A 19,796-nucleotide genomic window follows, 5' to 3' on the forward strand; every position below is an offset into this window, starting at 1 on the left:
AGGCCACTTGAGGTCCTACGGTCGTCCTCATCAGCCGGGCAAGAAGGGTGAGGACACAGCCATGGAGTACTCGCACGACGACGCAGGGCTCGCGCACCAGCCGATCGGCTACTGGAGCTGGGCCGCCCACAATTCGGTCGTCACCCACATCCGGACCGCCCTCGCGGAACTCGGCCTCAGTCAGCCCCAGTGGTGGGTCCTCAATCAGCTCGTCGACCATCCGGAAGGCAGGCCGCGCACGGATGTGGTTGCCGTCCTGGAGGGCTACCTGAGCGTGGGGGGCGTCCTGGAGGACGAGATCGACGCCCTCGCCGCCAGGAAACTGATCACGCAGGACGGCGACAAGCGCCTCCGGTTCACCGACGAGGGACGGGCACTCCAGAAGACCACCGCCGCACGCCAGGAGGTCCTGCGCGCGGAGATCCACGCCGGCATCACGGATGAGGAGTACGTACGTACCCTCAAGGTCCTCCAGCGCATGATCCACAACACTGCCGGCCAGGCCTGGCATCACTGACACCCCACTCGGACACCCCACTCGACCGCGGCCTCACGGGGACGGAGGCAACCGGGCCTTGAGGCGGGCCAGGAGTTCCTCGACGAAGGCCTCCAGGTGGGGCGGGCGGGGGCCGGGGCGTGTGGCGCAGAACCAGATGCGGGTCAGCGGCCGTGCGCCGATGGTGACCAGCGCGAGGCCGTGCGAGGACACGTACGGGGCGGCCACCCAGTTCGGCAGCACCGTCACGCCCTGGCCGCCGGCCACCATCTCGACCACCAGGTCCGTGACCACGGGCATGGTGGTGATCCGCGCGGGCCGCGACTGTGCGGGGATCGGCAGCGGGAACGACGGAATGCGGTTCTGGTCGTAGACGTCGTAGAGGACCAGCTCCACGCCGTCGAAGTCCCGGGCGGTCAGGTACTTGCGGGAGGCCCACGGATGCCCGGCGGGGACAACTGCCACCATCTCGTCCTCGAACAGCGGGGTCAGGGTCACCCGGTCCGTCTGCCCGTCCAGCTTGGTGACCAGTGCGACATCCACCCGGTCGGCGAGCAGGGCGGAGATCGGATCGTCGTCGGGGACAGTCTCGATCCGTACGTCGGCGTCCGGCACACGCTCCCGGAAGGCACGCAGTACGGGCGGCAGCCACGGGAAGGTGGTGCTGCACTGGGCGGTGAAACGGACCCGCCGGGCCCGCCCGTCCCGGATGTCCTTCAAGTCGCGGGCAGCAGACTCCAGTTCGCCGAAAATGTGATGGGCGGCGGCCAGCATCCGGCGACCCGCGGCGTTCGGCACCAGGCGTCGGCCCTGCCGGTCGAAGAGCCGCATGCCGAGGCGGTCCTCCAGCCGGGTCAGCCGCTGGCTGAGGGCGGGCTGGCTGACGTAGAGCCGTTCGGCGGCGGCGGTCAGCGAGCCGACGTCGGCGGTGGCGTGCAGGAGTTCCAGGTCACGCAGGTCCACATCCATAAGCGTGGATTATTACATGCTCCAATTTCCGTCGTGGTGTTATGAGTTGAGGGCTCGTACGTTTCTGGTGTCACCCAGAAGAACCGATCCGCCACGAAAGGCACTTGAAGCAATGAACGACACCAGTACCGACACCAGCACCCGCACCACCGCCCTGGTCACCGGCTCCTCCAGCGGCATCGGCCTGGACATCGCCCGAGCCTTCCTGGCGAGCGGCGCCAACGTCGTGCTCAACGGCAGAGACACCGACCGCGTCGCCAAGGCCGCCGCCGGCCTCGGCCATCCGGACCGGACCGCGTGGGTCGCGGGCAGCATCGCCGCACCCGAGACCGGGGAGTCCCTGGTGCGCGTCGCACTGGAGCGCTTCGGGGGCCTCGACGTACTGGTCAACAACGCCGGAACGTTCGCCTCCAAGCCCTTCACCGAGGTCACCGAGGACGAGCTCGACGGCTACCTGACCGGCAATCTCAAGGGCACCTACTTCACCACCCAGGCCGTGGTACGGGCGCTGCGCGACCAGGGCCGGGGCGGCAGCATCGTCAACATCGGCACCACGCTGGTGGACCACGCCCTTGCCGGCTTCCCGGCCTCCGCACCCGTGGTAAGCAAGGCCGGAGTGCACGCGCTGACGACGAGCCTGGCCGCCGAACTCGCAGCCGACGGCATCCGCGTCAACCTCGTGACGGCCGGCATCGTCCGCACCCCGCTGCACGAAGGCTCCGATGTGGACTCCTTCGGCGGGCTCGCGCTGCTGGGCCGGGTCGGCGAGGTCTCCGAGATCTCCGAAGCGGTGCTCTACCTCGCGGACGCCGCCTTCGTCACAGGCCACGCCCTGCGCGTGGACGGCGGCCACGTCACCGGCCGCCACTGACCGCCACTGACCGGAGGCTTCAGACGCTGCTGAACGACAGCTTCGCCGCGAAGCCCAGGAACAGGGCCCCCGCCGCCGACGTCGCGCCCGCCGACAGGCGCTTGCGGCGGCGGAAGGTGGCGGCCAGGTGGGTGCCGCCGAAGATCAGGGCGGAGAGGTAGAGCACGCTCGCGATCTGGGCGAGGGTGCCCAGCAGTACGAAGGAAAGGGCGGGGTGGGCGTACGCAGGGTCCACGAACTGAACGAAGAAGGAGATGAAGAAGAGGATCGCCTTCGGGTTGAGCAGGCTGATCATGAGCGCCCGGCGGTACGGACGCTCGGCGGCCGGAGCCGCCTCGGCGTCGGCGGTCCCGGCATCCGTGCGCTCGTTGCGGCTGCGCCACATCGACCAGGCCGCGCGCATCATGCCGATCGCGAGATACGTCAGGTAGCCGGCGCCCGCGTACTTCACGATCCCGAAGAGCAGCGCGTTCCCCTGAAGCAGCGAGGCGACCCCGGCGGCGGACAGCACCATCAGGACCGCGTCGCCGCACCACACGCCGGCGGCGGCCGTATAGCCCGTGCGTATGCCGCGTCGCGCCGCGACGGACAGGACGTAGAGGGAATTCGGACCCGGCAGAAGAATGATCAGGACGAGCCCGACGAGATAGGTCGGCAGATCGGTGACACCCAGCATGGGCGGAGTGTCGCATGCACGTGCGACTTCTTGCTCGTGCGTTTCGCATGGCAGACGGCGCGGCGGGCCATTCAGCAGCTGTCCAGCAGCGTGTCCACAGGCAGCTCGAGGCTGACGCCGACGGACTCAGGAACGGGGACCTGCTGGCCCCGTTCGTACCGCTGCGGGGCCGGGTACTTGCCGTTCTCCGGGTCGCGGTAGAGCAGCACCTCGCCGTGCTTGCGGTCGGCGACGATGTAGACGGGGACGCCGGCCTCGGCATAGCTCTCGACCTTGGTGCCGAGGTCGTCGGTCCAGTTCGAAGAGGTCACTTCGACCACCAGCCGGAAGACGTTCGGCGCGTAGCAGTTCTTCTGGACCAGGGCGTCGCAGAAATCCTCGTCGACCACGGAGAAGTCGGGGATCGCGTAGTCGTCGGGCAAGTGGGGGAGCCAGAGCCCGATTCCCTGGACATACTCCAGCCCGGACCTTTCGATTCCTGCCCGGTCGAACGCCCTGCCCAGCTTGGTCAACGACAGTGCGTGCGCACCGTCCGGTGGCGGTGTCACGATGAGCCTCCCCTGGAGAATCTCCACGCGGTGCCCAGGCAGTGCACGGGAGAGCAGGTCGGCGGCTTCGCCCAACGTCAGCTCGTGTTGCATGACAGCCACGGCATCCTCCTTGTCGGGTTCACTCTCCACCGAGAGTAACCGGGGGCACCGACACTCCACCCCCGATCACTCGCTCGGGTGACCCGCCGGCTCAGAACGCGTTCGTCGGGACGTACGTCCCCCAAACCTCCCGCAGCGCGTTGCAGACCTCCCCGACCGTCGCCCGCGCCCGCAGTGCGTCCTTCATCGGGTACAGGACGTTGTCCGTGCCCTCCGCCGCCTTCTTCAGCTCCACCAGCGCCGCGTCCACCGCCGCCTGGTCGCGCTCGGCCCGCAGCTTGGCCAGCCGCTCCGCCTGCTGGGCCTCGATCGCGGGGTCGACGCGCAGTGGCTCGTACGGCTCCTCCGTCTCCAGCTGGAAACGGTTCACGCCGACCACGACGCGCTCGCCGCTGTCCGTCTCCAGCGCGATGCGGTAGGCGCTGCGCTCGATCTCGTTCTTCTGGAAGCCACGCTCGATCGCGTTGACCGCGCCGCCCATGTCCTCGACCTTCTCCATCAGCTCGATGGCGGCGGCCTCGACCTCGTCGGTCATCTTCTCGACGACGTACGAGCCGGCGAACGGGTCGACGGTGGCCGTGACGTCCGTCTCGTACGCCAGGACCTGCTGCGTGCGCAGCGCGAGCCGGGCGCTCTTGTCGGTCGGGAGGGCGATCGCCTCGTCGAAGGAGTTGGTGTGCAGGGACTGCGTGCCGCCGAGGACGGCCGCCAGGCCCTGGACGGCGACGCGCACCAGGTTGACCTCCGGCTGCTGCGCCGTCAGCTGCACGCCCGCCGTCTGCGTGTGGAAGCGCAGCATCAGGGACTTCGGGTTCTTCGCGCCGAACTCGTCGCGCATGACCTTCGCCCAGATCCGGCGCGCGGCACGGAACTTGGCGACCTCTTCGAGGATCGTCGTACGCGAGACGAAGAAGAAGGACAGGCGCGGCGCGAAGTCGTCGACGTCCATGCCCGCCGCGACGGCCGTACGGACGTACTCGATGCCGTCCGCGAGCGTGAACGCGATCTCCTGCGCGGGCGAGGCACCGGCCTCGGCCATGTGATAGCCGGAGATCGAGATCGTGTTCCACTTCGGGATCTCGGTCTTGCAGTACTTGAAGATGTCCGCGATCAGGCGCAGCGACGGCTTGGGCGGGAAGATGTACGTCCCGCGCGCGATGTACTCCTTCAGCACGTCGTTCTGGATCGTGCCGGTGAGCTTGTCGGCCGGTACGCCCTGCTCCTCGCCCACCAGCTGGTACATGAGCAGGAGGAGAGCAGCCGGCGCGTTGATCGTCATCGACGTCGAGACCTTGTCCAGCGGGATGCCGCCGAACAGGACGCGCATGTCGTCGATCGAGTCGATCGCGACGCCGACCTTGCCGACCTCGCCGCTCGCGATCGCCGCGTCGCTGTCGTGGCCCATCTGGGTCGGCAGGTCGAATGCGACCGACAGGCCCATCGTGCCGTTGGCGATCAGCTGCTTGTAGCGGGCGTTGGACTCGGTCGCGGTACCGAAGCCGGCGTACTGGCGCATCGTCCATGGCCGGCCCGTGTACATCGACGGGTACACGCCACGCGTGAAGGGGTACTTGCCGGGCTCGCCCAGCTTCTCCGCGGGGTCCCAGCCCTCCAGGGCGTCCGGCCCGTACACCGGCTCAATAGGCAGTCCCGACTCCGACTCGCGCGCCATCTGCTGTGCCTCCCGCTGAACGTACTGGCTGGTAATGAACCGACCCTCGCGACGGACTGTAGCGGCGAGCGTGCGACGGGTGGAGAGCCGCAGGCTGGGACCTTGCTCACAACGTCGCTGTTGGTCGCTGTTCATCGCTGTTCCCATGATGCGGGGGCTTTCGCAACCGGGCAGAGCGGGAAACAGTCCATAGGGACATACGAGATGCCCGGGGGGCGGGGATGGACGAGAACCAGCGGAACAACAGGGCCGTGCGCAGAGCGGTGGCGTTGACGGCGGTTGCGGTTGTGGCCGTGACAGCGGGGTGTACGGCGCAGGCGAGCGGGGCGGGAGCGGGAGCGGCGACGAGCGTGACGAAGCCGGCGGCTCCCGCTTCCGCGCATGAGGCCGCGATCGCGTCGCCCTCGGCAGGGGCGTCCGGCAACTCCGGGAAAGCGTCGCCGGACACAGCCGTCCCCGCCGAGACCCAGTCACAAACGCCCGAGCCCAAGGCCACGCCCACGCCCAAGCCGCCGGCACCCAAGGTCCTCATGGCGAGCGGAGCCGAAGGCTCACAGGTACGCGAGCTCCAGGCCCGCCTGCGCCAGATCGGCCACTTCAACCGCACCCCCACCGGCCACTACGCCTCGGTCACCGCCGCCGCGGTCTCCTCGTTCCAGAACAAGCGCGGCCTGCCCCGCACGGGCGCCACCGACACCGTCACCTGGGACAGGCTCCTCGGAATGACCAGGAAGCCGACGCGCGCCGAGCTGCACCCGACGACCGCCAACCCGGTCGCCAAGCCCGACCCGCGTTGCATGAGCGGCCGGGTCCTGTGCATCAGCAAGACCAGCCGCACGCTGTCCTGGATGGTCGAGGGGCGGGTCGTCTCGGCGATGGATGTGCGGTTCGGATCGCAGTACACGCCCACCCGCGAGGGATCGTTCAACGTGTACTGGAAGTCCCGGCACCACGTCTCGACGCTGTACGACAGCCCCATGCCGTACGCCCTGTTCTTCAGCGGCGGGCAGGCTGTCCACTACTCGTCGGACTTCGCGGCCCGCGGCTACAGCGGTGCGTCGCACGGCTGCGTCAACGTCCGGGACGAGGGGAAGATCGCGAGCTTGTTCTCGCAGGTGCGCAACGGCGACAAGGTCGTCATCTACTGGTAGATGACGAGGGAGTGGAGAAAGTGGCGCGGGCGGGACCGGGGGAACGTGTCCCGCCCGCGCCTGTTGCGCGGAGCCGAAGGTACGGGGGGAACCCCGGCTCGTCGCGCTGCCGATGACCAGTCGGCTCACTATCTACTGCGTCACCCGCTCGAAAAACGTCACACCTGCGTGGGCGCGGAAACAAAAGCGCAGGTCAGTGCAGGTCAGTGCAGGTCAGTGCGGCTGCGGGGAGGCTCCGACAGTGGCGGACGGCTCGACGGTCGGGGAGGGCGGCAGGGTGTAGGAGATGGGCGGTACAGCGCGGCTGATCCCGCCAGGGGCGTCTTGGCCCCCGTCGCTCCCGTCGCCCTTGCCGTCGCCCTTGTCGTCGTCCTTGTCGCCGCCGTCGCCGTTTCCGCCGCCGCTGCTGCCGTCGCCTTCGCCGCCGCCTTGTTTGCCCCCGGCCCCGGTCCCGTCGGCGGAGCCGTCCAGCACGCGGTCGCAGAAGCGCTCCACGCGGTCGGCGCCCTTGGCCGCCGCTTCCAGGCGTCGCTCACGGTCGGGGGTGAGGTTGCCGGCGCGGTAGTCCTGGCAGGCCTTGGCCGTCTTGCGGTACCAGTCACCGGTCCCGGAACCCGGACCGGAACCGTCGCCCGGTGCCGTTCCCGGTGGGCCGTCGCCGGTCCAGCCCGGGTAGGTGGGGAGCAGGCCGGTGTCCGACCCCGGCGAGGACTCGTGCGTACCGCCGGTTTCGCCGTCGCCGGCCCCGTTGCCGTTCCCGCCGCCGGGCGTCTCGTGCTCGCCGCCGGTAGTGCCGGTGGCGCCCGGTGTGGGCTCGCCCGTGTCGCCCGGTTCACCCGTGGTGGACCCGGAGGTGAGCGGCTGGGGCGTCGCGGCCGCGGACACGGTGGACGCCGGCGCGGGGTCGCCGCCGCGCCCGAAGGGGCTCGGCAGTACGCCCGTGCCCGCCGCCACCGCGACGCCGCCGAGCGCGAACCCGGCGAGCGCCCCGGCCAGCCCGAGGCGTACGGGACGTGCCCAGCGCACGGGGACGGAGACCTTGCGTCCGATACGTACCGTGGAAGTGGAAAAGGTGTCGGGGGCCGCGGCCCTGGCCTTGCGGAACGCCGCCAGCGCGGCTGCCTCGCCGGGGAGTTCGCCCGCCTCGTGGCCGCCGGCCCGGGCCACGCCGTCGAGGGCGGCGGAGAGGCGCTCGGCCTGGGCGCGTGCGTGGTCGCCGACAGGCCCAACGGGTTCTCCGCGCAGCAGTCGCTCCGCCGCGTCCTTGTCGAGCCACTCGTAACGCTCGTCGGCCATCACATGTCCTTCTGCGTCCGCACGCCGGAATGCGTCACACCGGCGGACGTCGCCCGGCCCGGTCGCGGGCCTCGCTGGGGCGGTACGGCGCCGAGTTCCGGCCTCCCGTCGGCCGGGCCCGCCGACGTACCGCTGCTACTGCTGTCGCTGTCTTCGCCGCCGACGCTGCCACTGCCGCTGCCGCCGGCGTCCGCCGCGTTCAGCAGCTCGGCCAGCCGCTTCAGGCCGCGGTGCGCGGCGGTCCGTACGGCGCCGGGGCGCTTGCCCAGGGTCTCGGCGGCGCTCTTCGCGTCGAGCCCGACGACGACGCGCAGGACGACGGCCTCGGCCTGGTCCTGCGGGAGCTGGGCGATGAGCGCGAGGGTGTCGCCGGTGGCGAGGGCTTCCATTGCCTCGTCGGCGGTGTCGCAGGCGCCGGGCTTGGCGGCGAGTTCCGTCTCGTCGCCGCCTATGGCGGGGCGGCGGCCGCGCATGCGGATGTGATCCAGGGCACGGTTGCGCGCTATGCGCGCGGCCCAGCCCCTGAACCGGTCGGCGTCGCCGCTGAACCGGTCGAGGTCCCGGGCTATCTGGAGCCACGACTCGGAGGCGACGTCCTCTGCCTCCGGGTCGCCGACCAGCGTTCGTATGTAGCCCAACAGCCGCGGGTGCACGGCGCGGTACACAGTACGGAAGGCGTTCTCGTCCCCGTCCTGTGCCGCGAGCACCGCGGCGGTCAGCTCCGCGTCGTCCCCCAGCACTCCCTCAACCTGTCCCAAGTCGCAGCTGGTCACCACTGCCGCGCAGCCCCGCGCGAGTCAGCACGCTACGACGTTCGAAGGGGTCACGTCCACGTCTTGCACAACGCGCGACGACGCACTGACAGAGAGCGAGCGGTGTGACAGAAAACGCATCCACGGCGCTGAGAGTAGTACGGGCCGCCGCACGGTCCGCGGACGGCGGCCGGGGCCTCTCCTGTGGGGGGTGGCGGCCCCGGTCGTCGTCCCATTCCACCGCTCTGACGCGGCAATACCCAGGGCGCGGGGCCTCTGCATGACCAACCCGTGACCAACGCGCATCCGGGCGTTCACCCGACGGAGGCGCGGTTCTGGAGGGGGTCGTCCCAGCACGCGTCCCATTCGTAGCGCCAGGTGTCCGGTTCACGGGAGAGGCACACCCTCCGGCGAAAGATGATGCGGCCGAGGGCATCGTGTTCGTAGCGGATTTGTCCCGCGCGATTGATGGTCGTGCCGGGTCTTCTGGCGCAGGGTGATACGCCCGGCGGCGTCGTGTTCGTAGCGGATCGCGCCGGCGCGGGTGATGCGGGTGCCCTCGTACGTGCGCGATCCCCGTGCTTCGGCTCCTGGGTGGGCGTCGGGCCAGCTGGCGTCGGTCTGGTTGCCGGCTGCGTCGTAGGCATAGGACTCCGACCAGGTGGCGGCACGCGGCCGGTGGTGTCGAGGCCGTAGTGGCGGGTGCCGCCGAGGTGTTCGTCGATGCGAGTGACGTAGCCGTCGGGGCGGTAGGTGTACGCGCGATGTTGGACCAGACGGTCGGCGGGACCGTTGACGGTCTGGGCAGTGAGGCGGCCGACGGTGTCGTAGGCGTTGGTGAAGGTCACCTCGCCCAGGCGGCGGGAGGCTTTGCGGCCGGTGGTGTCGTGGGTGAACGTGAGGATGTGGCCGTGGGTGGTGAGGGCCGTCGGGTTGCCCAATACGTCGTACGCCCACGTGCTTTCCGTGCCGGTGGGTGTCGTCCGGCTCGTGCGGCGCCCCAGCTCGTCGTAGCTGTGCCTGAGAATACGGCCGTTGACGGATTCCGAGATGAGTCGGCTCTGGCGGTCGCGCAGCAGTATTACGGTCGCGTCGTCGTTGGTGGCCTGGGCCAGTTGGTCGGTGAAGTCGTACTCGTACGTCGTCGCCTTGCCGTCGGTGTAGCCGTAGCGGAGGATCTCCTGGTCGGTGCCGTCCGGCGCGGCGCCCGCCAGGTGCAGAGCGGTGACCCTTCCGTCGTTCGTGGTGAGCTTCAGGTGGTAGCCGCCGTGGTGCACGATCGACGTAGGGGCACCTGTCTCGTCGTACTCGAAGGTGATCCATCGGCCGTTGCGGTCGTCGATCTGGGCCAGGAGCGCCAGCTCCCCGTCCGGGTGGTCGACGAAGTGGCGGACCTGGCCGGATTCCGGGTCGGTGATGGTGTAGCCGTCGTCCACACGGTCCAGGGGCCAGCGACGCCCGTGCGTCGGCATGACGGGAACACCTGGCGCGGGGTGAGGGTAGGCGAGCAGGCTGCCCCCGTCGCAGCTGAACACCACGCCTTCCGCGTCGATTTCCAAACTTTGACGACGGCTGCGCGCAAAGGCCGAGGACCGCCCTCCGACGCACCAGCCGCGACTACCGCCGACCGCTGTCGGCTCTCGGTCTCACGCGATCAACCCGGACAAATCCCGAGCATGCAATGACCCTGGGTTATCCCCCACCCCTGGAAAGCCGCCCCACAGGCGCCATACTGCGATATGGTGTTGGTATGGCTACCAAGAAGGTCACTATCACTCTCGATGAATCCTTGGTCGAGGCCCTGGCAGGCGCCGCCGAGGAAGAGGGGATCCCGCTCTCCCGACTCGTCGCCGGAGCGGCCGAGCGGGAGCTGCGCCTGCGGGCCGGCCGGGCCGTGGTTCAGGAGTGGCAGGCGGAGCACGGCGCCTTCACCCCGGGGGAGCTCGCCGCAGCACGCGCCGACATGGCCGCCGCCGATGCCGAGTACCTCAGCAGCACGGGGGAATCGGCCGCGTGAACATCCCCTACCTGTACGACGCCGGTGCGCTGATCGCCATCGACAACAACGACCGGCACATGTGGGCCCGCCACAGTCTGGCCCTGGAGGACGGGCGGGACATCCACGTGCCCGCCGTCGTCGTCAGCCAGGCATGGCGGGACTCCCGCCGCCAGGTCAGGCTCGGCAAGTTCCTCGCCGCGCGCCGCGTCGTACCCGTGGGCCTCGAAACTGCCAAGGCCGCAGGCATCCTCTGTGGCAAGGCCCGCACCGCCGACATCGTCGACGCCACCGTCGTGGTCATGGCAGCCAGCCTCGGCGCCATCATCTGGACCTCCGACCCGGACGACATCCGCGACCTCATCGACGCCCAGGACATCAAGCCCGCTCCCGTCATCCGCACAGTCTGACCTCCGAGCGGACCCTCAGGGACGTCGGCCACACGCCCGGGGAGAGCTCTGCCCAGCCCATCCGTGACCCTTCTCAACGCCAGGTCAGGTCACCTACGGCCCACTCTCCAGGGTCAGTACCAAGTCAGCACAGGACCAGGAAAAGCCCGGAATCAGCCGGAGAAAACAGGAAGGGCCAGACCCGAAGATCTGGCCTCTGACCTGGGGTTTCTTAACCTGACCAGCCACTTCGGCCGATCAAGGAATCAGGCACTACACGTTGAAGCGGAACGTCGAGCACAGAGCTGCCACCTGCGAAAACGTCGTTTTGACGCCAGACCATGCCAGCACGATCCCAGCACGGTAGCGGCATCCCAGCACCAGAGGTCTCAGACCCTGGCAAGCGAGGGTGTCGATGGGGCGGCGCTGCACCTCGGCGAGCCCGACGAGCTCCTCGAAGCGGTGCGCGTCAACCAGCGACTCCGCATGCGCAGCACGTACGCGGTCCCCTGGGTGGCGAGCTCGACGCCGTACGCCTCCGCGCGGTGCTCGGCGAGGAGCGCCCGCAGCCGCGAGACATGGCCCTGGAGCACGGTCTTGGCGTGGATCGGCGGCTCGTCCTCCCACAGCGCGTCCATCAACTGGGTGACGTTCACGGCGGTGTTGGGGCGCAGCAGCATCGCCAGCCGGCTGGACCGCTTGGCGGGCCCCAGACCGACGTCCCCGTTCTCCGTGACCACGGCAACGGAGCCGAGCAGCCGGAACTCCACCTGATACCTCCGCGATCCTCTTCCCGGCCTCCCTGCTTCACCGGCAGTCGAGGATACGCGGGGCACGGGTCACGGGGGCACACACCGCGGGGCGCGAAGGCGGCCGGAAAGCGCGCCGGGGCGAGGGGCGGGGATCTGGACGGTGACCGGTTTCACCGACACTGGGGCCGGTCGGCGAATCCGGTCACCGTCAGGCGTCACTCGCCCAGGAGTCGGGCGGTACGGGCGTCGAGTTCCTCGCGGACCATGCGGGCGTGCTCGGCGCGAGCCTTGTAGCGGGCGTGGCCCAGCCGGGCCTTGTCCTCCTCGGCCCGTACCTCGGCCGCGTACCGCCGGACCTCGTGGTCGATGGCGGCGACCTTGCGCTGCACGTCCTGGTCCTCCAGGTGGATGCGCTGGTTGGCCTCGCGCCGCTCGCCGAGCCTGCGGTCGTACTCGGACGGGCCGCTCATCAGCTTGGCGAGCACCGGCATGGCGTCGACCAGGAGCAGCACGGCGTGCAGCAGGAACATCATGAAGAGCGCGAAACCGTCGGACCAGGCCACCGTGGACAAAGCTTCGGCGCGCAGCAGCAGTCCGTCGTGCTGCTGCGACTTCTCCCGCTCGTCGACCTTGGCGTCGATCGCCTTCTTGACGTCCGTGCGGTAGGCGGCGCCGGTGTTGATCAGCTGCTCGGACAGGACGTTGCCCTTGGCGACGAGTTCGGCGCGCTTCGCCTCGTACTCGGCGACCTTGCTCGTCTGCTTGTACGCGCTGGTGTCGGCGCGGGCGCGCTCGCAGGTCTCGGTGGTGTCCCAGCCGTTGCCGCGCCAGATCCACCGGTCCTTGGCGCACTCGCGGCGTTCGGTGGCCAGTTTCTTGTCGAGGGCGTCGTTGTAGGTCTTGATCTGCTGGTCGAGGCTGGCGACGGCGGTGGTGTTGTCGGCGATGTCCTCCCTGATCGAGGCCGGCGCGCCCTTCACCGTCAGATGGAAGTCGCCGCACTCCGCGCGGCTCGTCGTGTCCTTGCCGTCGAGGGGGTTGCAGGCGGTGAGGCTGCCCCGGAAGTCGGCGAGGTCGCGCTCCCTGGTGACCGCCATCTCCTGGCGTATCTCCCGGTCGAAGATCTGGAACAGCAGCGGCTCGGCGATGGTGAGCCCGAGCACCACGGAGAGGAACAGCCGGGGCACCAGCATGCGGACCGCCCGTCCGCCGGTGTAGCCGTGGGTGCTGGAGACCAGCCAGCTGTCCAGGGCCAGCACAATCCACGCCCACACCACGCCGACGACGACCGCCACCGCGACCGGCGTGCCCTCGCGGATCGTGCTGATCGCCATGGCCATGGAGGCCCCGCCGAGCAGCGCGCTGTCGGAGGAACCGGCTCCGGAGTTCGCTCCGGAGGAGGACGGGGACGGGGACGGGGGCGTGGACGGGGTCGCGGGCGACTCGGGGGCGGGGCGGGGATCGGCGGTGCCGTTCGCCTCGTCGGTCAACTGCCGGGGCTCGCCGGACACGCCGTCTCCTTCCCCACCGCTTCCGTGACTCTCCGTCGGCCGATCCGTGGACCTCACGTGTGCACCCCCGTCTCCCCGTCCACTCCGCTCACTTGGAGATGCCGAAGACGACGTTCCCGTGGATGACGGTTCCGTACAGGTTGGTGGTGGCGGAGTCGCCTCCGCTCTCGGCGGGCGTGGCGGGCGCGGTGGGCTCACCGGAGCCCGCCGCGGAACCGGAACCGGAACCGGAGTCCGCGCCGGAACCGGAGCCGACACCACCGAGGTCCAGAGCGTGGACGTCGTACCCCGGCACCCACAGCCAGGCCCGGCCCCAGTACTCCTTCTTCTCGACGACGACCTCGCGGAACTCCTCCGGCCGGAAGTTGGTGTACCCCTGGGCGACGAGCTCCGTGAAGACCGGTGCGGTCAGCGCGACGGCGAGCGCGGCGTCCGGGGCCTCGGCGAGGGCCCGGTGCAGGGGATCGCTCTCCAGGATGCGGGAGACCTCGACGGGCCCGGGGCCCACGAAGCCGTTGGGGGCCTCGGAGGCCGGACCGAAGTGCACGGCGGCGCGCAGCGCGAGCCGCGCGCCGGGCACCCGGCCGCGGTTGTGGGCGCGCAGCCTGGCGTCCAGCCCGCGCATGAACGGCTCGACGAGCGCCTGCTCGTCGGAACCTGTCGGGAGCACCGCGAACTCGGAGTCTCCGGCGGCCTGCCGTACCCAGGAGGCGCGGTCGAGCCCGGCCGCCTCGGCCGCCTCGGAGAGGAGCCGGGGCAACACTGTCTGAATCTCGCGCTGTCGCGCGGTGTCCGCGCTGCCGTATCCTCGCGCGTCGACGGCGAGCAGAAGCCGCCTGTCGAACACACCCATCGCACCTACGGACATCTCGTCCTCCTCGTCCGTCACATCGGGAAGGACAGCATGCCGCACCTCCAACTCGCTTGCGAATCAGGAGAGTTACGAGGCGCAAGGCGATGCGGCATGCTACTCCCGGACCGTTGCCCATCCCCGTGGGACACCGGTCGCCCTGCCAGTCGTACACCGGAACCGGGCACCCGCACCCCGTGGAAGTACGGGATCTCGCGCAGTCGCCCAATCCCGTAGAAGTGCCTGGTCCGCCCGGCGCGTCGGCGGCTCAATGGAACTCCGCCCGAGCCGCGTTGGAGGTTCCCGTGACATCCGCCCCGCCCACCGCCCCCACGGCGGCGCCCGCCCCCTCCGAGGGCGCGCTCGTCCCCGCCTCGCACACGATGCTGCCCGTCCTGCAGACGGCACACCAGCACGCCGACGCCAAGGCCGGCATCCTCTCCGCCGTGCAGGCGGCGCTCGTCGGGACGGCGGGCGCGTGGAGCGAGGCGGCGCTCGACGGCTGGCGGCGTGGCGGCCCGCTCGGCTGGACGGCGGGGGTGCTGCTGGTCCTCTTCGCCTGCGGCCTCTTCGGCGGCGCGGCCTCGCTCGCGCTGGCGCTCCGGCCGCGCGTCTGGCGGCCCACCGGCCCCAACGACTACAGCTTCGTCCGCCTGGCCGCCGCCTCGGACCCGTCGCCGCTCACCGCCCCCGTACCCACGTCGTCCGACGAGGACGAGCGGCAGCTGCGCGCGATGATCCGCTTCCTCTCCGACGTGGCCCTGCGGAAGTACTGCTGTGTGACGGCCGCCGTGGTGTGCACCGCGGTGATGGGAACCACCGCCGGGCTCTGTCTGCTGCTACGGCCGCTCCTCGGCTGACCCCCGGGGCCGGCGCGGGGCGGGCGGCACCACGGGCTCGGCGAGTTCGGCCACCCTGGCGAGCCGGGCGAGGTCGTGCACGGTGGTCGTCCGGTATCCGGTGCCGAGCAGCCCCTCGTCCCGCAGCTCGCGCAACCCCTTGTGCACGGTGGTCTCGGCGGCGCCGGTGAGCGCGGCGAGTTCGGGCTGGGTGAGATGGAAGCCGATCACATGACCACCGCCCGACTCGGGCCGCCCGTACGCCACGGCGAGCTCCACCAGAAGCCGGGCGAGGCGCACCTTGACCGGATAGCCCCGGAACTCGAGCCGCCGCCGGTTGGCCCAGCGCAGCCGGTCGGCCACGATCCGGGTCAGCGCCATCGCCACCTCGGGCCGCCGCAGCATGAGCCCGTGCAGGGCCCCGGGCCCGATCACCCGCGCCCGCAACGGCCCACAGGCCATCACCCCGGCCGACCGCGGCGCGCCGTCGAGCGCGGCCATCTCCCCCACACTGTCGCCCCCGACCCGGACGGCGAGCAGTGACTCCTGCCCGTTCTCCACGGTCGCGGTGACCTTGGCGAACCCGCTGAGAATCACGTACAGATGCCGATCCGTGGCGCCCTCGGTGAGCAGCACACCCCCGGACCCGAGCGTCAACTCCGATCCCAGCCCCAGCAATTCGGCCCGCGCGGGATCGGACAACACCCCGAGCAGACTCCGACCCGGCCATCCCCACTCCCCACCCGGCCCCACGCCCACCCCTCCACTCTCCACCCCTCATATCCCCCACCCGCCCAGGCTAGGCCCTCCCCGCACGAAGACGCCCACCCGCGTGGACGGGGTGCCCCTCGACCTCACTCGAAACCCAAAGGCCGCCCGCCCCGCTCCCAGCGGTTCGGACGGCCTTCGTCGGTCGGCGCGGAGGGTCAGCGGGGCAGACTTGAAGCGGAATATATCCGGCCCGTTTCTGGCCTGCGACAGAGCCCCATCCGAGCCTCTGACCAGGCATTTCACCGTTTGATTACGTTGGCCTCCGCCGGGCGCGCGGTCAGTAGTGGTAACGAGCCGCGAGGATGACGATCTCCTTGTCCGTGACCAGGTAGACAAGGCGGTGCTCGTCGTCGATCCTCCTCGACCACGCCCCGGGCAGCCAGAAACACCTAGATAGGGGCCGATCTAGGTGGTAAGCGAGAACCTCTACCCAGACGACAAAATGCCTGTTCAGAGGCCCTTTATGGCTCAGGCAGGCCAGGGGTGGCGGCCCCGGTCGTCCTTCCAAGACCTGCGGCGGCCCTATCTTCCGGATCTTCCCGACGGCCCCTGACTGCCTTCACGGCCTGCTGGAATCACTCTCGCCGTTGCCCTGGGTGCCGTTCCCGCTCTGACGGCCGTCGTTGCCGTCTTCTTCCTTGCCGGCGGGCTGCGTGGGATCCGCACCGGGATTCCCCGGATCCGCCGCCGCGTCGTCGCCCGGCTTCGCCGGGGGCTCCCCCGGCGTCCCGGGCTCCGCGCCCGGCTTCGAGGCGTTCAAGCCTTTGGGTGCCTTCGTAGAGCCCTTGCCGCCAGTACCCCGGCCCGGCTGCTGCTTGTCGGCCATCAGCAAGCGCTCGCAGTACGCCTCCACCGTCAGCCCGGCGTCCGCGGCGTCCGCCGTCAGCTGCTCGGAAGCCGCACCGCGGCCGGAGGCCGAGCGACCGTGGGACACGAGGTACGCGACGCAGTGCGCCACGGCGTCCTGCGCCCGCGCCGGGCGCGCCGGCCCCGAGCGGGTGACCTCGGCCGAAGGAAGGCGCGCCGTGCCCTCCTCTGCCGCCCCTGCCGCGCTTCCCGGCGCCGCGCCGGGCGTGGCCGGGGCGCTGCTGTGGGCCCCGGTCGCCACGGCGGCGGCCCCGCCGCCGCCCGAACCACCGTCGCCGATCCCGAACGGCCCCGGGATCGCTCCCGTGCCGACCGCGAGAGCCACGCCGCCCAGCGTCACCGTTGCCGCGGCCGAGGCGAACGCCGCCCTGACCGGCAACACGCCGCGCCACCGCCGGGACGGCCGCCAGTCGTCGCGCCTGCGCGCCTGCCACCAGCGCCCCGGGCCGGCGTGCACGCCGGAGTCGCGCGCCTCCCGGTACGCGGCGAGCGCCGCCTGCGCGTCCGCCTCGCCGGGGCGAGGCGCGGATCGGCGTACGGCGGCCAGCAACGCCTCGACCTCCGGCGTGACCGCCTCCTCACCCACCGCTTCCCATTTCCCGGCCCCGGCCCGCTGTCGCGTCCGCGCCCGTCTCCGTACCCGTCTCATGTGTCACGTCTCATGTCTCATCTCTCAGCGTGCGCGGCGCCGCAGACGTCACAACGCCCGTCCGGCTCCCGGCAGCCAGCTGCTCGGCCAGCCGCTTGAGCCCGCGGTACGCGGAAGTCCGTACGGACCCGCTGCGCTTGCCCAGCACCCGAGCCGCCGCGGGCCCGTCGAGCCCGACGACCACGCGCAGCAGCACCGCCTCCGCCTGCTCGCGCGGCAGCGTGGCGATCATTTCCAGCGCCTGACCGGTCGACAGCGCTTCGAGCGCGTCGTCGGCGGTGTTCTGCCGGCCGGGAAGGTCCAGTACGTCCTGCTCGATCAGCGAGGTAAGGGGTCTTCGCTTCCGCTTGCGCAGGTGGTCGAGTGCGCGGTGGCGGGCGATCGTCGCCGTCCAGCCGCGGAATCCCGCCCCGTCGCCGCGGAATCGCCCCAGGTCCCGGGCGATCTCCAGCCACGCCTCGGACGTCACGTCCTCGGCGTCTTCCCCCACCAGCCCCCGCACGTAACCAAGCAGTCCTGGATGCACAAGCCGGTACGCCGCAGCGAACCCGCTCTCGTCCCCCTGCTGGGCCCGCTCGACGGCAGCACCCAGCTCCGCGTCGTACGCCTGTGTACGACGCCGCTCCCCGCCCCTGACCACACGACCCTCTTCGTACCGACTCGGCACTGGTCACCGTGCCCGTGCCCCCTGGGGAGCCAGGCCCCCCATTGCTCTGCGCCGGAAGCCACAGAAACGTCACAGCTTCTTTGCCGTGCCCGGCTCAGGCTTCCATCAGAAGGTCACCCGGAAGGTCACCCCTCACGCCTGGCAGACGGCCTTACGGGCCCGGCCGTGAAGCAGCAGATAGAACCGCTGCACCGACTCCTCGGAACCGGCCTCGAACCGGTTGACGACCTTCCCGAGCGGGTTCCACACCCGCCCGTCAGGCATCCGCACCCCGACGGACTGCCGGAAGAGCTCACGCTGTTCGTCCCCGAAGTCGACCCAACGCCCACCCGCCCTGCGGACGATGACCTCACCGGTGTACGCACCGAGCCCGCGCAGCACCGCGTCGATCTGCGCACGCTCGGGCGCGTTGCGCCGCAGTCCGTCGACGACGAGGTCCACGAGCCGCAGGCTGGCCACGGAGTAGTCGAGCGGCAGCCGATTGCGCACGGTGAGCTGCTCGACGAACTCGGCGGCGTACCCACGCATGCCGGTCGCACCGGGCAGCTGCGACTCCCCCTCCCCCACGCGCTCAACCATGTACTCACGCTCCTCCGGCTCAGCCGATCAACGCCTTCCACTGACCAAGCGACGGGAGCCTCAGGAACATCACGCGAACCACCATGTGTTGGTTGTCACGGCCCCAGATCCGAAAATTCTGCGATTGCCGTACAACCCTCACGGGGTTTCGAGCGTCAGATAGCGCACCGTACGGGCCCCGGACTCGTTCCTACTGGCGACCGAACCCGACCTGCGCGACCGCTCGCTGTACCACTCAGTGCTAGCAGCCGTCGCGGCCGGCAACACCACCAGCGGCGGCATCGCGAGCACAGTCGGCCGCAAGGCCACCGACATCTCGCTCCCGCTCACCGTGCTGAAGCGGTGCGGGCTCTCACCGCCGAACCGGACGCGTTCCGCAAGAACCGCGCCATGTACCGCGTCGCCGAGCCGCTGATCGCCTTCCACCACGCCGTCGTACGCCCTGAATCGGCCCTGCTCGCCCGCAGGCGCGGCACGGCCGGGGTCTGGGAGTGCAGCCAGGCCACCTTCCTGAGTCAGTTCGTCGGTCCGCACTTCGAGCGTCTGTGCCGCGAGTGAGTCGAATGGCACGCCGACCCCGAAACATTCGGCGGCATGCCGATCGGCGTCGCCGCGGGACCGTTCCCGCCCTGCGGCCCGCACGAGCCACGAGGTCGACGTTGTCGTGCACGGCGCGGTGGGGCAGGACCGGGGCATCCTGCTCTCGGTCGGCGAGGCGAAGTGGCACAAGGTGATGGACGTACGCCATCTCGAACGCCTGCGCCACGTCCTGCACTTGCTGGCGGCCCGGGGCGTGGACACGACGCACGCCAGACCGGCCTGCTACAGCGGCGTGGGGTTCACTCCGGAACTTCGGGCGGCGGGCGAGCGTGGAGAGGTGGTGCTGGTGGATCTGGAGCGGCTGTACGACGGCCAGTAGTGTGTCACCCTCCCATTTGCGCCTTGAGGTGCCCGATCACCTCGTTGAACTCCTTGGTCGGCGAGAAGTCGATGTACTCGCAGTCCTCAAGGGCCTCCGGCACGTGGCCGGGCGCCCAGTAGAAGGCCTGCCCCGCCTCGTAGATGTCCTCGCCGTCCTTGGTCCGCATCTTCAGCCGCCCCTTGAAAAGGTATCCCCAGTGAGGGCACTGACACAGGTCATCGGGCAGGCCCTTGGCCAGCGGCCCCATGTCCGTACCCTTGGGAAACCGCGCGAAAGCGACGGTCATGTCGCCCCCGACCTCCTGCATACGCAGCTCTACTCCGCCCCCTTCGATCGCGACAGGAGCGTCATTCCGGGTCGTTGCCTGCATGAGTCCTCCAGGGCGAGACGGTTGCGGGGCTCGGACGGTCCACCTCCTCCCAGTCTGTCCCCGACCGCACGGCCGTGCGACACGGAGGAGAACGCCGCACA

The 19,796-nt window shown here is 70.3% G+C and carries 22 protein-coding genes and 2 pseudogenes; 8 read left to right on the plus strand and 16 right to left on the minus strand.

Annotation, left to right across the window (positions count from 1 at the left end; genetic code table 11):
- Positions 1-61: 61 nt before the first annotated feature.
- Positions 62-517, plus strand: coding sequence for a MarR family winged helix-turn-helix transcriptional regulator (locus J7E89_RS11120; protein WP_214972088.1), 456 nt, complete (start codon positions 62-64; stop codon positions 515-517).
- Between the two features lie 33 nt (positions 518-550).
- Here the strand turns inward: J7E89_RS11120 and J7E89_RS11125 are convergent, their stop codons facing one another.
- Entirely contained in the window at positions 551-1,465 is a 915-nt protein-coding gene (locus J7E89_RS11125) for a LysR family transcriptional regulator (protein WP_214972090.1), read from the minus strand.
- A 112-nt stretch (positions 1,466-1,577) separates the two neighbouring features.
- On the opposite strand from J7E89_RS11125, the gene J7E89_RS11130 reads away from it, so the two are divergent.
- Positions 1,578-2,336, plus strand: coding sequence for an SDR family NAD(P)-dependent oxidoreductase (locus J7E89_RS11130; protein ID WP_214972092.1), 759 nt, complete (start codon positions 1,578-1,580; stop codon positions 2,334-2,336).
- 19 nt (positions 2,337-2,355) lie between these two features.
- Here J7E89_RS11130 and leuE read toward each other — a convergent pair whose 3' ends face one another.
- The 3 genes from leuE to J7E89_RS11145 all read right to left on the minus strand — a co-directional run bounded on the left by leuE (position 2,356) and on the right by J7E89_RS11145 (position 5,334).
- Positions 2,356-3,012, minus strand: coding sequence for a leucine efflux protein LeuE (gene leuE / locus J7E89_RS11135; protein WP_214972095.1), 657 nt, complete (start codon positions 3,010-3,012; stop codon positions 2,356-2,358).
- 71 nt (positions 3,013-3,083) lie between these two features.
- Positions 3,084-3,653, minus strand: coding sequence for a Uma2 family endonuclease (locus J7E89_RS11140; RefSeq protein WP_214972368.1), 570 nt, complete (start codon positions 3,651-3,653; stop codon positions 3,084-3,086).
- Positions 3,654-3,753: 100 nt separating this feature from the next.
- Positions 3,754-5,334 carry a methylmalonyl-CoA mutase gene (locus J7E89_RS11145; protein ID WP_214972099.1) on the minus strand — a complete coding sequence of 527 codons (1,581 nt, stop codon included), beginning with the start codon at positions 5,332-5,334 and terminating at the stop codon, positions 3,754-3,756.
- A 221-nt stretch (positions 5,335-5,555) separates the two neighbouring features.
- On the opposite strand from J7E89_RS11145, the gene J7E89_RS11150 reads away from it, so the two are divergent.
- On the plus strand, positions 5,556-6,485 hold the full coding sequence (locus tag J7E89_RS11150; RefSeq protein ID WP_214972102.1) for a L,D-transpeptidase family protein: 930 nt from the start codon (positions 5,556-5,558) through the stop codon (positions 6,483-6,485).
- Positions 6,486-6,698: 213 nt separating this feature from the next.
- Here the strand turns inward: J7E89_RS11150 and J7E89_RS11155 are convergent, their stop codons facing one another.
- From J7E89_RS11155 to J7E89_RS11165, 3 genes are all read right to left on the minus strand, one after another.
- On the minus strand, positions 6,699-7,781 hold the full coding sequence (locus tag J7E89_RS11155; RefSeq protein ID WP_214972104.1) for a hypothetical protein: 1,083 nt from the start codon (positions 7,779-7,781) through the stop codon (positions 6,699-6,701).
- Positions 7,781-8,521, minus strand: a complete 741-nt coding sequence (locus J7E89_RS11160; RefSeq protein ID WP_214972371.1) for an RNA polymerase sigma factor — start codon at positions 8,519-8,521, stop codon at positions 7,781-7,783. Before J7E89_RS11160 ends, J7E89_RS11155 begins: the two co-directional genes overlap by 1 nt.
- Positions 8,522-8,847: 326 nt before the next feature.
- On the minus strand, positions 8,848-10,005 hold the full coding sequence (locus J7E89_RS11165) for a hypothetical protein (RefSeq protein WP_308315431.1): 1,158 nt from the start codon (positions 10,003-10,005) through the stop codon (positions 8,848-8,850).
- Between the two features lie 278 nt (positions 10,006-10,283).
- Between J7E89_RS11165 and J7E89_RS11170 the strand changes: the two genes are divergently transcribed.
- Both J7E89_RS11170 and J7E89_RS11175 read left to right on the plus strand, forming a co-directional pair.
- Complete coding sequence (locus J7E89_RS11170) at positions 10,284-10,550, plus strand: hypothetical protein (protein ID WP_214972107.1); 267 nt, start codon at positions 10,284-10,286, stop codon at positions 10,548-10,550.
- Complete coding sequence (locus J7E89_RS11175) at positions 10,547-10,939, plus strand: PIN domain-containing protein (protein WP_214972108.1); 393 nt, start codon at positions 10,547-10,549, stop codon at positions 10,937-10,939. Before J7E89_RS11170 ends, J7E89_RS11175 begins: the two co-directional genes overlap by 4 nt.
- A 384-nt stretch (positions 10,940-11,323) precedes the next feature.
- Here the strand turns inward: J7E89_RS11175 and J7E89_RS40735 are convergent.
- From J7E89_RS40735 to J7E89_RS11190, 3 genes and pseudogenes are all read right to left on the minus strand, one after another.
- Positions 11,324-11,688: pseudogene (locus J7E89_RS40735) on the minus strand (AfsR family transcriptional regulator); the annotation flags it as partial.
- Positions 11,689-11,885: 197 nt separating this feature from the next.
- On the minus strand, positions 11,886-13,181 hold the full coding sequence (locus tag J7E89_RS11185; protein WP_214972110.1) for a DUF4407 domain-containing protein: 1,296 nt from the start codon (positions 13,179-13,181) through the stop codon (positions 11,886-11,888).
- An 88-nt stretch (positions 13,182-13,269) separates the two neighbouring features.
- The gene (locus J7E89_RS11190) at positions 13,270-14,070 is read right to left on the minus strand and encodes a hypothetical protein (RefSeq protein ID WP_214972119.1); all 801 of its coding nucleotides are present in this window, start codon (positions 14,068-14,070) and stop codon (positions 13,270-13,272) included.
- A gap of 266 nt (positions 14,071-14,336) precedes the next feature.
- On the opposite strand from J7E89_RS11190, the gene J7E89_RS11195 reads away from it, so the two are divergent.
- Positions 14,337-14,891: a Pycsar system effector family protein gene (locus J7E89_RS11195; protein WP_308315432.1), complete on the plus strand. Its 555-nt coding sequence runs from the start codon at positions 14,337-14,339 to the stop codon at positions 14,889-14,891.
- On the opposite strand, the gene J7E89_RS11200 is transcribed toward J7E89_RS11195, so the two are convergent.
- From J7E89_RS11200 to J7E89_RS11220, 5 genes and pseudogenes are all read right to left on the minus strand, one after another.
- Positions 14,871-15,575 carry a Crp/Fnr family transcriptional regulator gene (locus J7E89_RS11200; RefSeq protein ID WP_308315433.1) on the minus strand — a complete coding sequence of 235 codons (705 nt, stop codon included), beginning with the start codon at positions 15,573-15,575 and terminating at the stop codon, positions 14,871-14,873. The two genes, J7E89_RS11195 and J7E89_RS11200, sit on opposite strands and share 21 nt — an antisense overlap.
- A gap of 343 nt (positions 15,576-15,918) precedes the next feature.
- A pseudogene (locus tag J7E89_RS11205) lies at positions 15,919-16,020 on the minus strand (Txe/YoeB family addiction module toxin); the annotation flags it as partial.
- A gap of 180 nt (positions 16,021-16,200) precedes the next feature.
- A complete protein-coding gene (locus J7E89_RS11210; protein ID WP_214972122.1) occupies positions 16,201-17,094 on the minus strand; it encodes a hypothetical protein in 894 nt (297 codons plus the stop codon).
- Between the two features lie 73 nt (positions 17,095-17,167).
- Complete coding sequence (locus J7E89_RS11215) at positions 17,168-17,797, minus strand: RNA polymerase sigma factor (protein WP_214972125.1); 630 nt, start codon at positions 17,795-17,797, stop codon at positions 17,168-17,170.
- A 159-nt stretch (positions 17,798-17,956) separates the two neighbouring features.
- Entirely contained in the window at positions 17,957-18,403 is a 447-nt protein-coding gene (locus J7E89_RS11220) for a hypothetical protein (protein ID WP_251060391.1), read from the minus strand.
- A 342-nt stretch (positions 18,404-18,745) separates the two neighbouring features.
- Between J7E89_RS11220 and J7E89_RS11225 the strand changes: the two genes are divergently transcribed.
- Both J7E89_RS11225 and J7E89_RS11230 read left to right on the plus strand, forming a co-directional pair.
- The gene (locus J7E89_RS11225) at positions 18,746-18,961 is read left to right on the plus strand and encodes a hypothetical protein (RefSeq protein WP_214972127.1); all 216 of its coding nucleotides are present in this window, start codon (positions 18,746-18,748) and stop codon (positions 18,959-18,961) included.
- A 106-nt stretch (positions 18,962-19,067) separates the two neighbouring features.
- Complete coding sequence (locus J7E89_RS11230; RefSeq protein ID WP_214972129.1) at positions 19,068-19,322, plus strand: hypothetical protein; 255 nt, start codon at positions 19,068-19,070, stop codon at positions 19,320-19,322.
- A 4-nt stretch (positions 19,323-19,326) separates the two neighbouring features.
- Here J7E89_RS11230 and J7E89_RS11235 read toward each other — a convergent pair whose 3' ends face one another.
- Positions 19,327-19,695, minus strand: coding sequence for a hypothetical protein (locus J7E89_RS11235; protein ID WP_214972130.1), 369 nt, complete (start codon positions 19,693-19,695; stop codon positions 19,327-19,329).
- Positions 19,696-19,796 lie beyond the last annotated feature (101 nt).

It is taken from the genome of Streptomyces sp. ISL-100, assembly GCF_018614615.1.
In the GTDB taxonomy this organism is placed as follows: Bacteria; Actinomycetota; Actinomycetes; order Streptomycetales; family Streptomycetaceae; genus Streptomyces.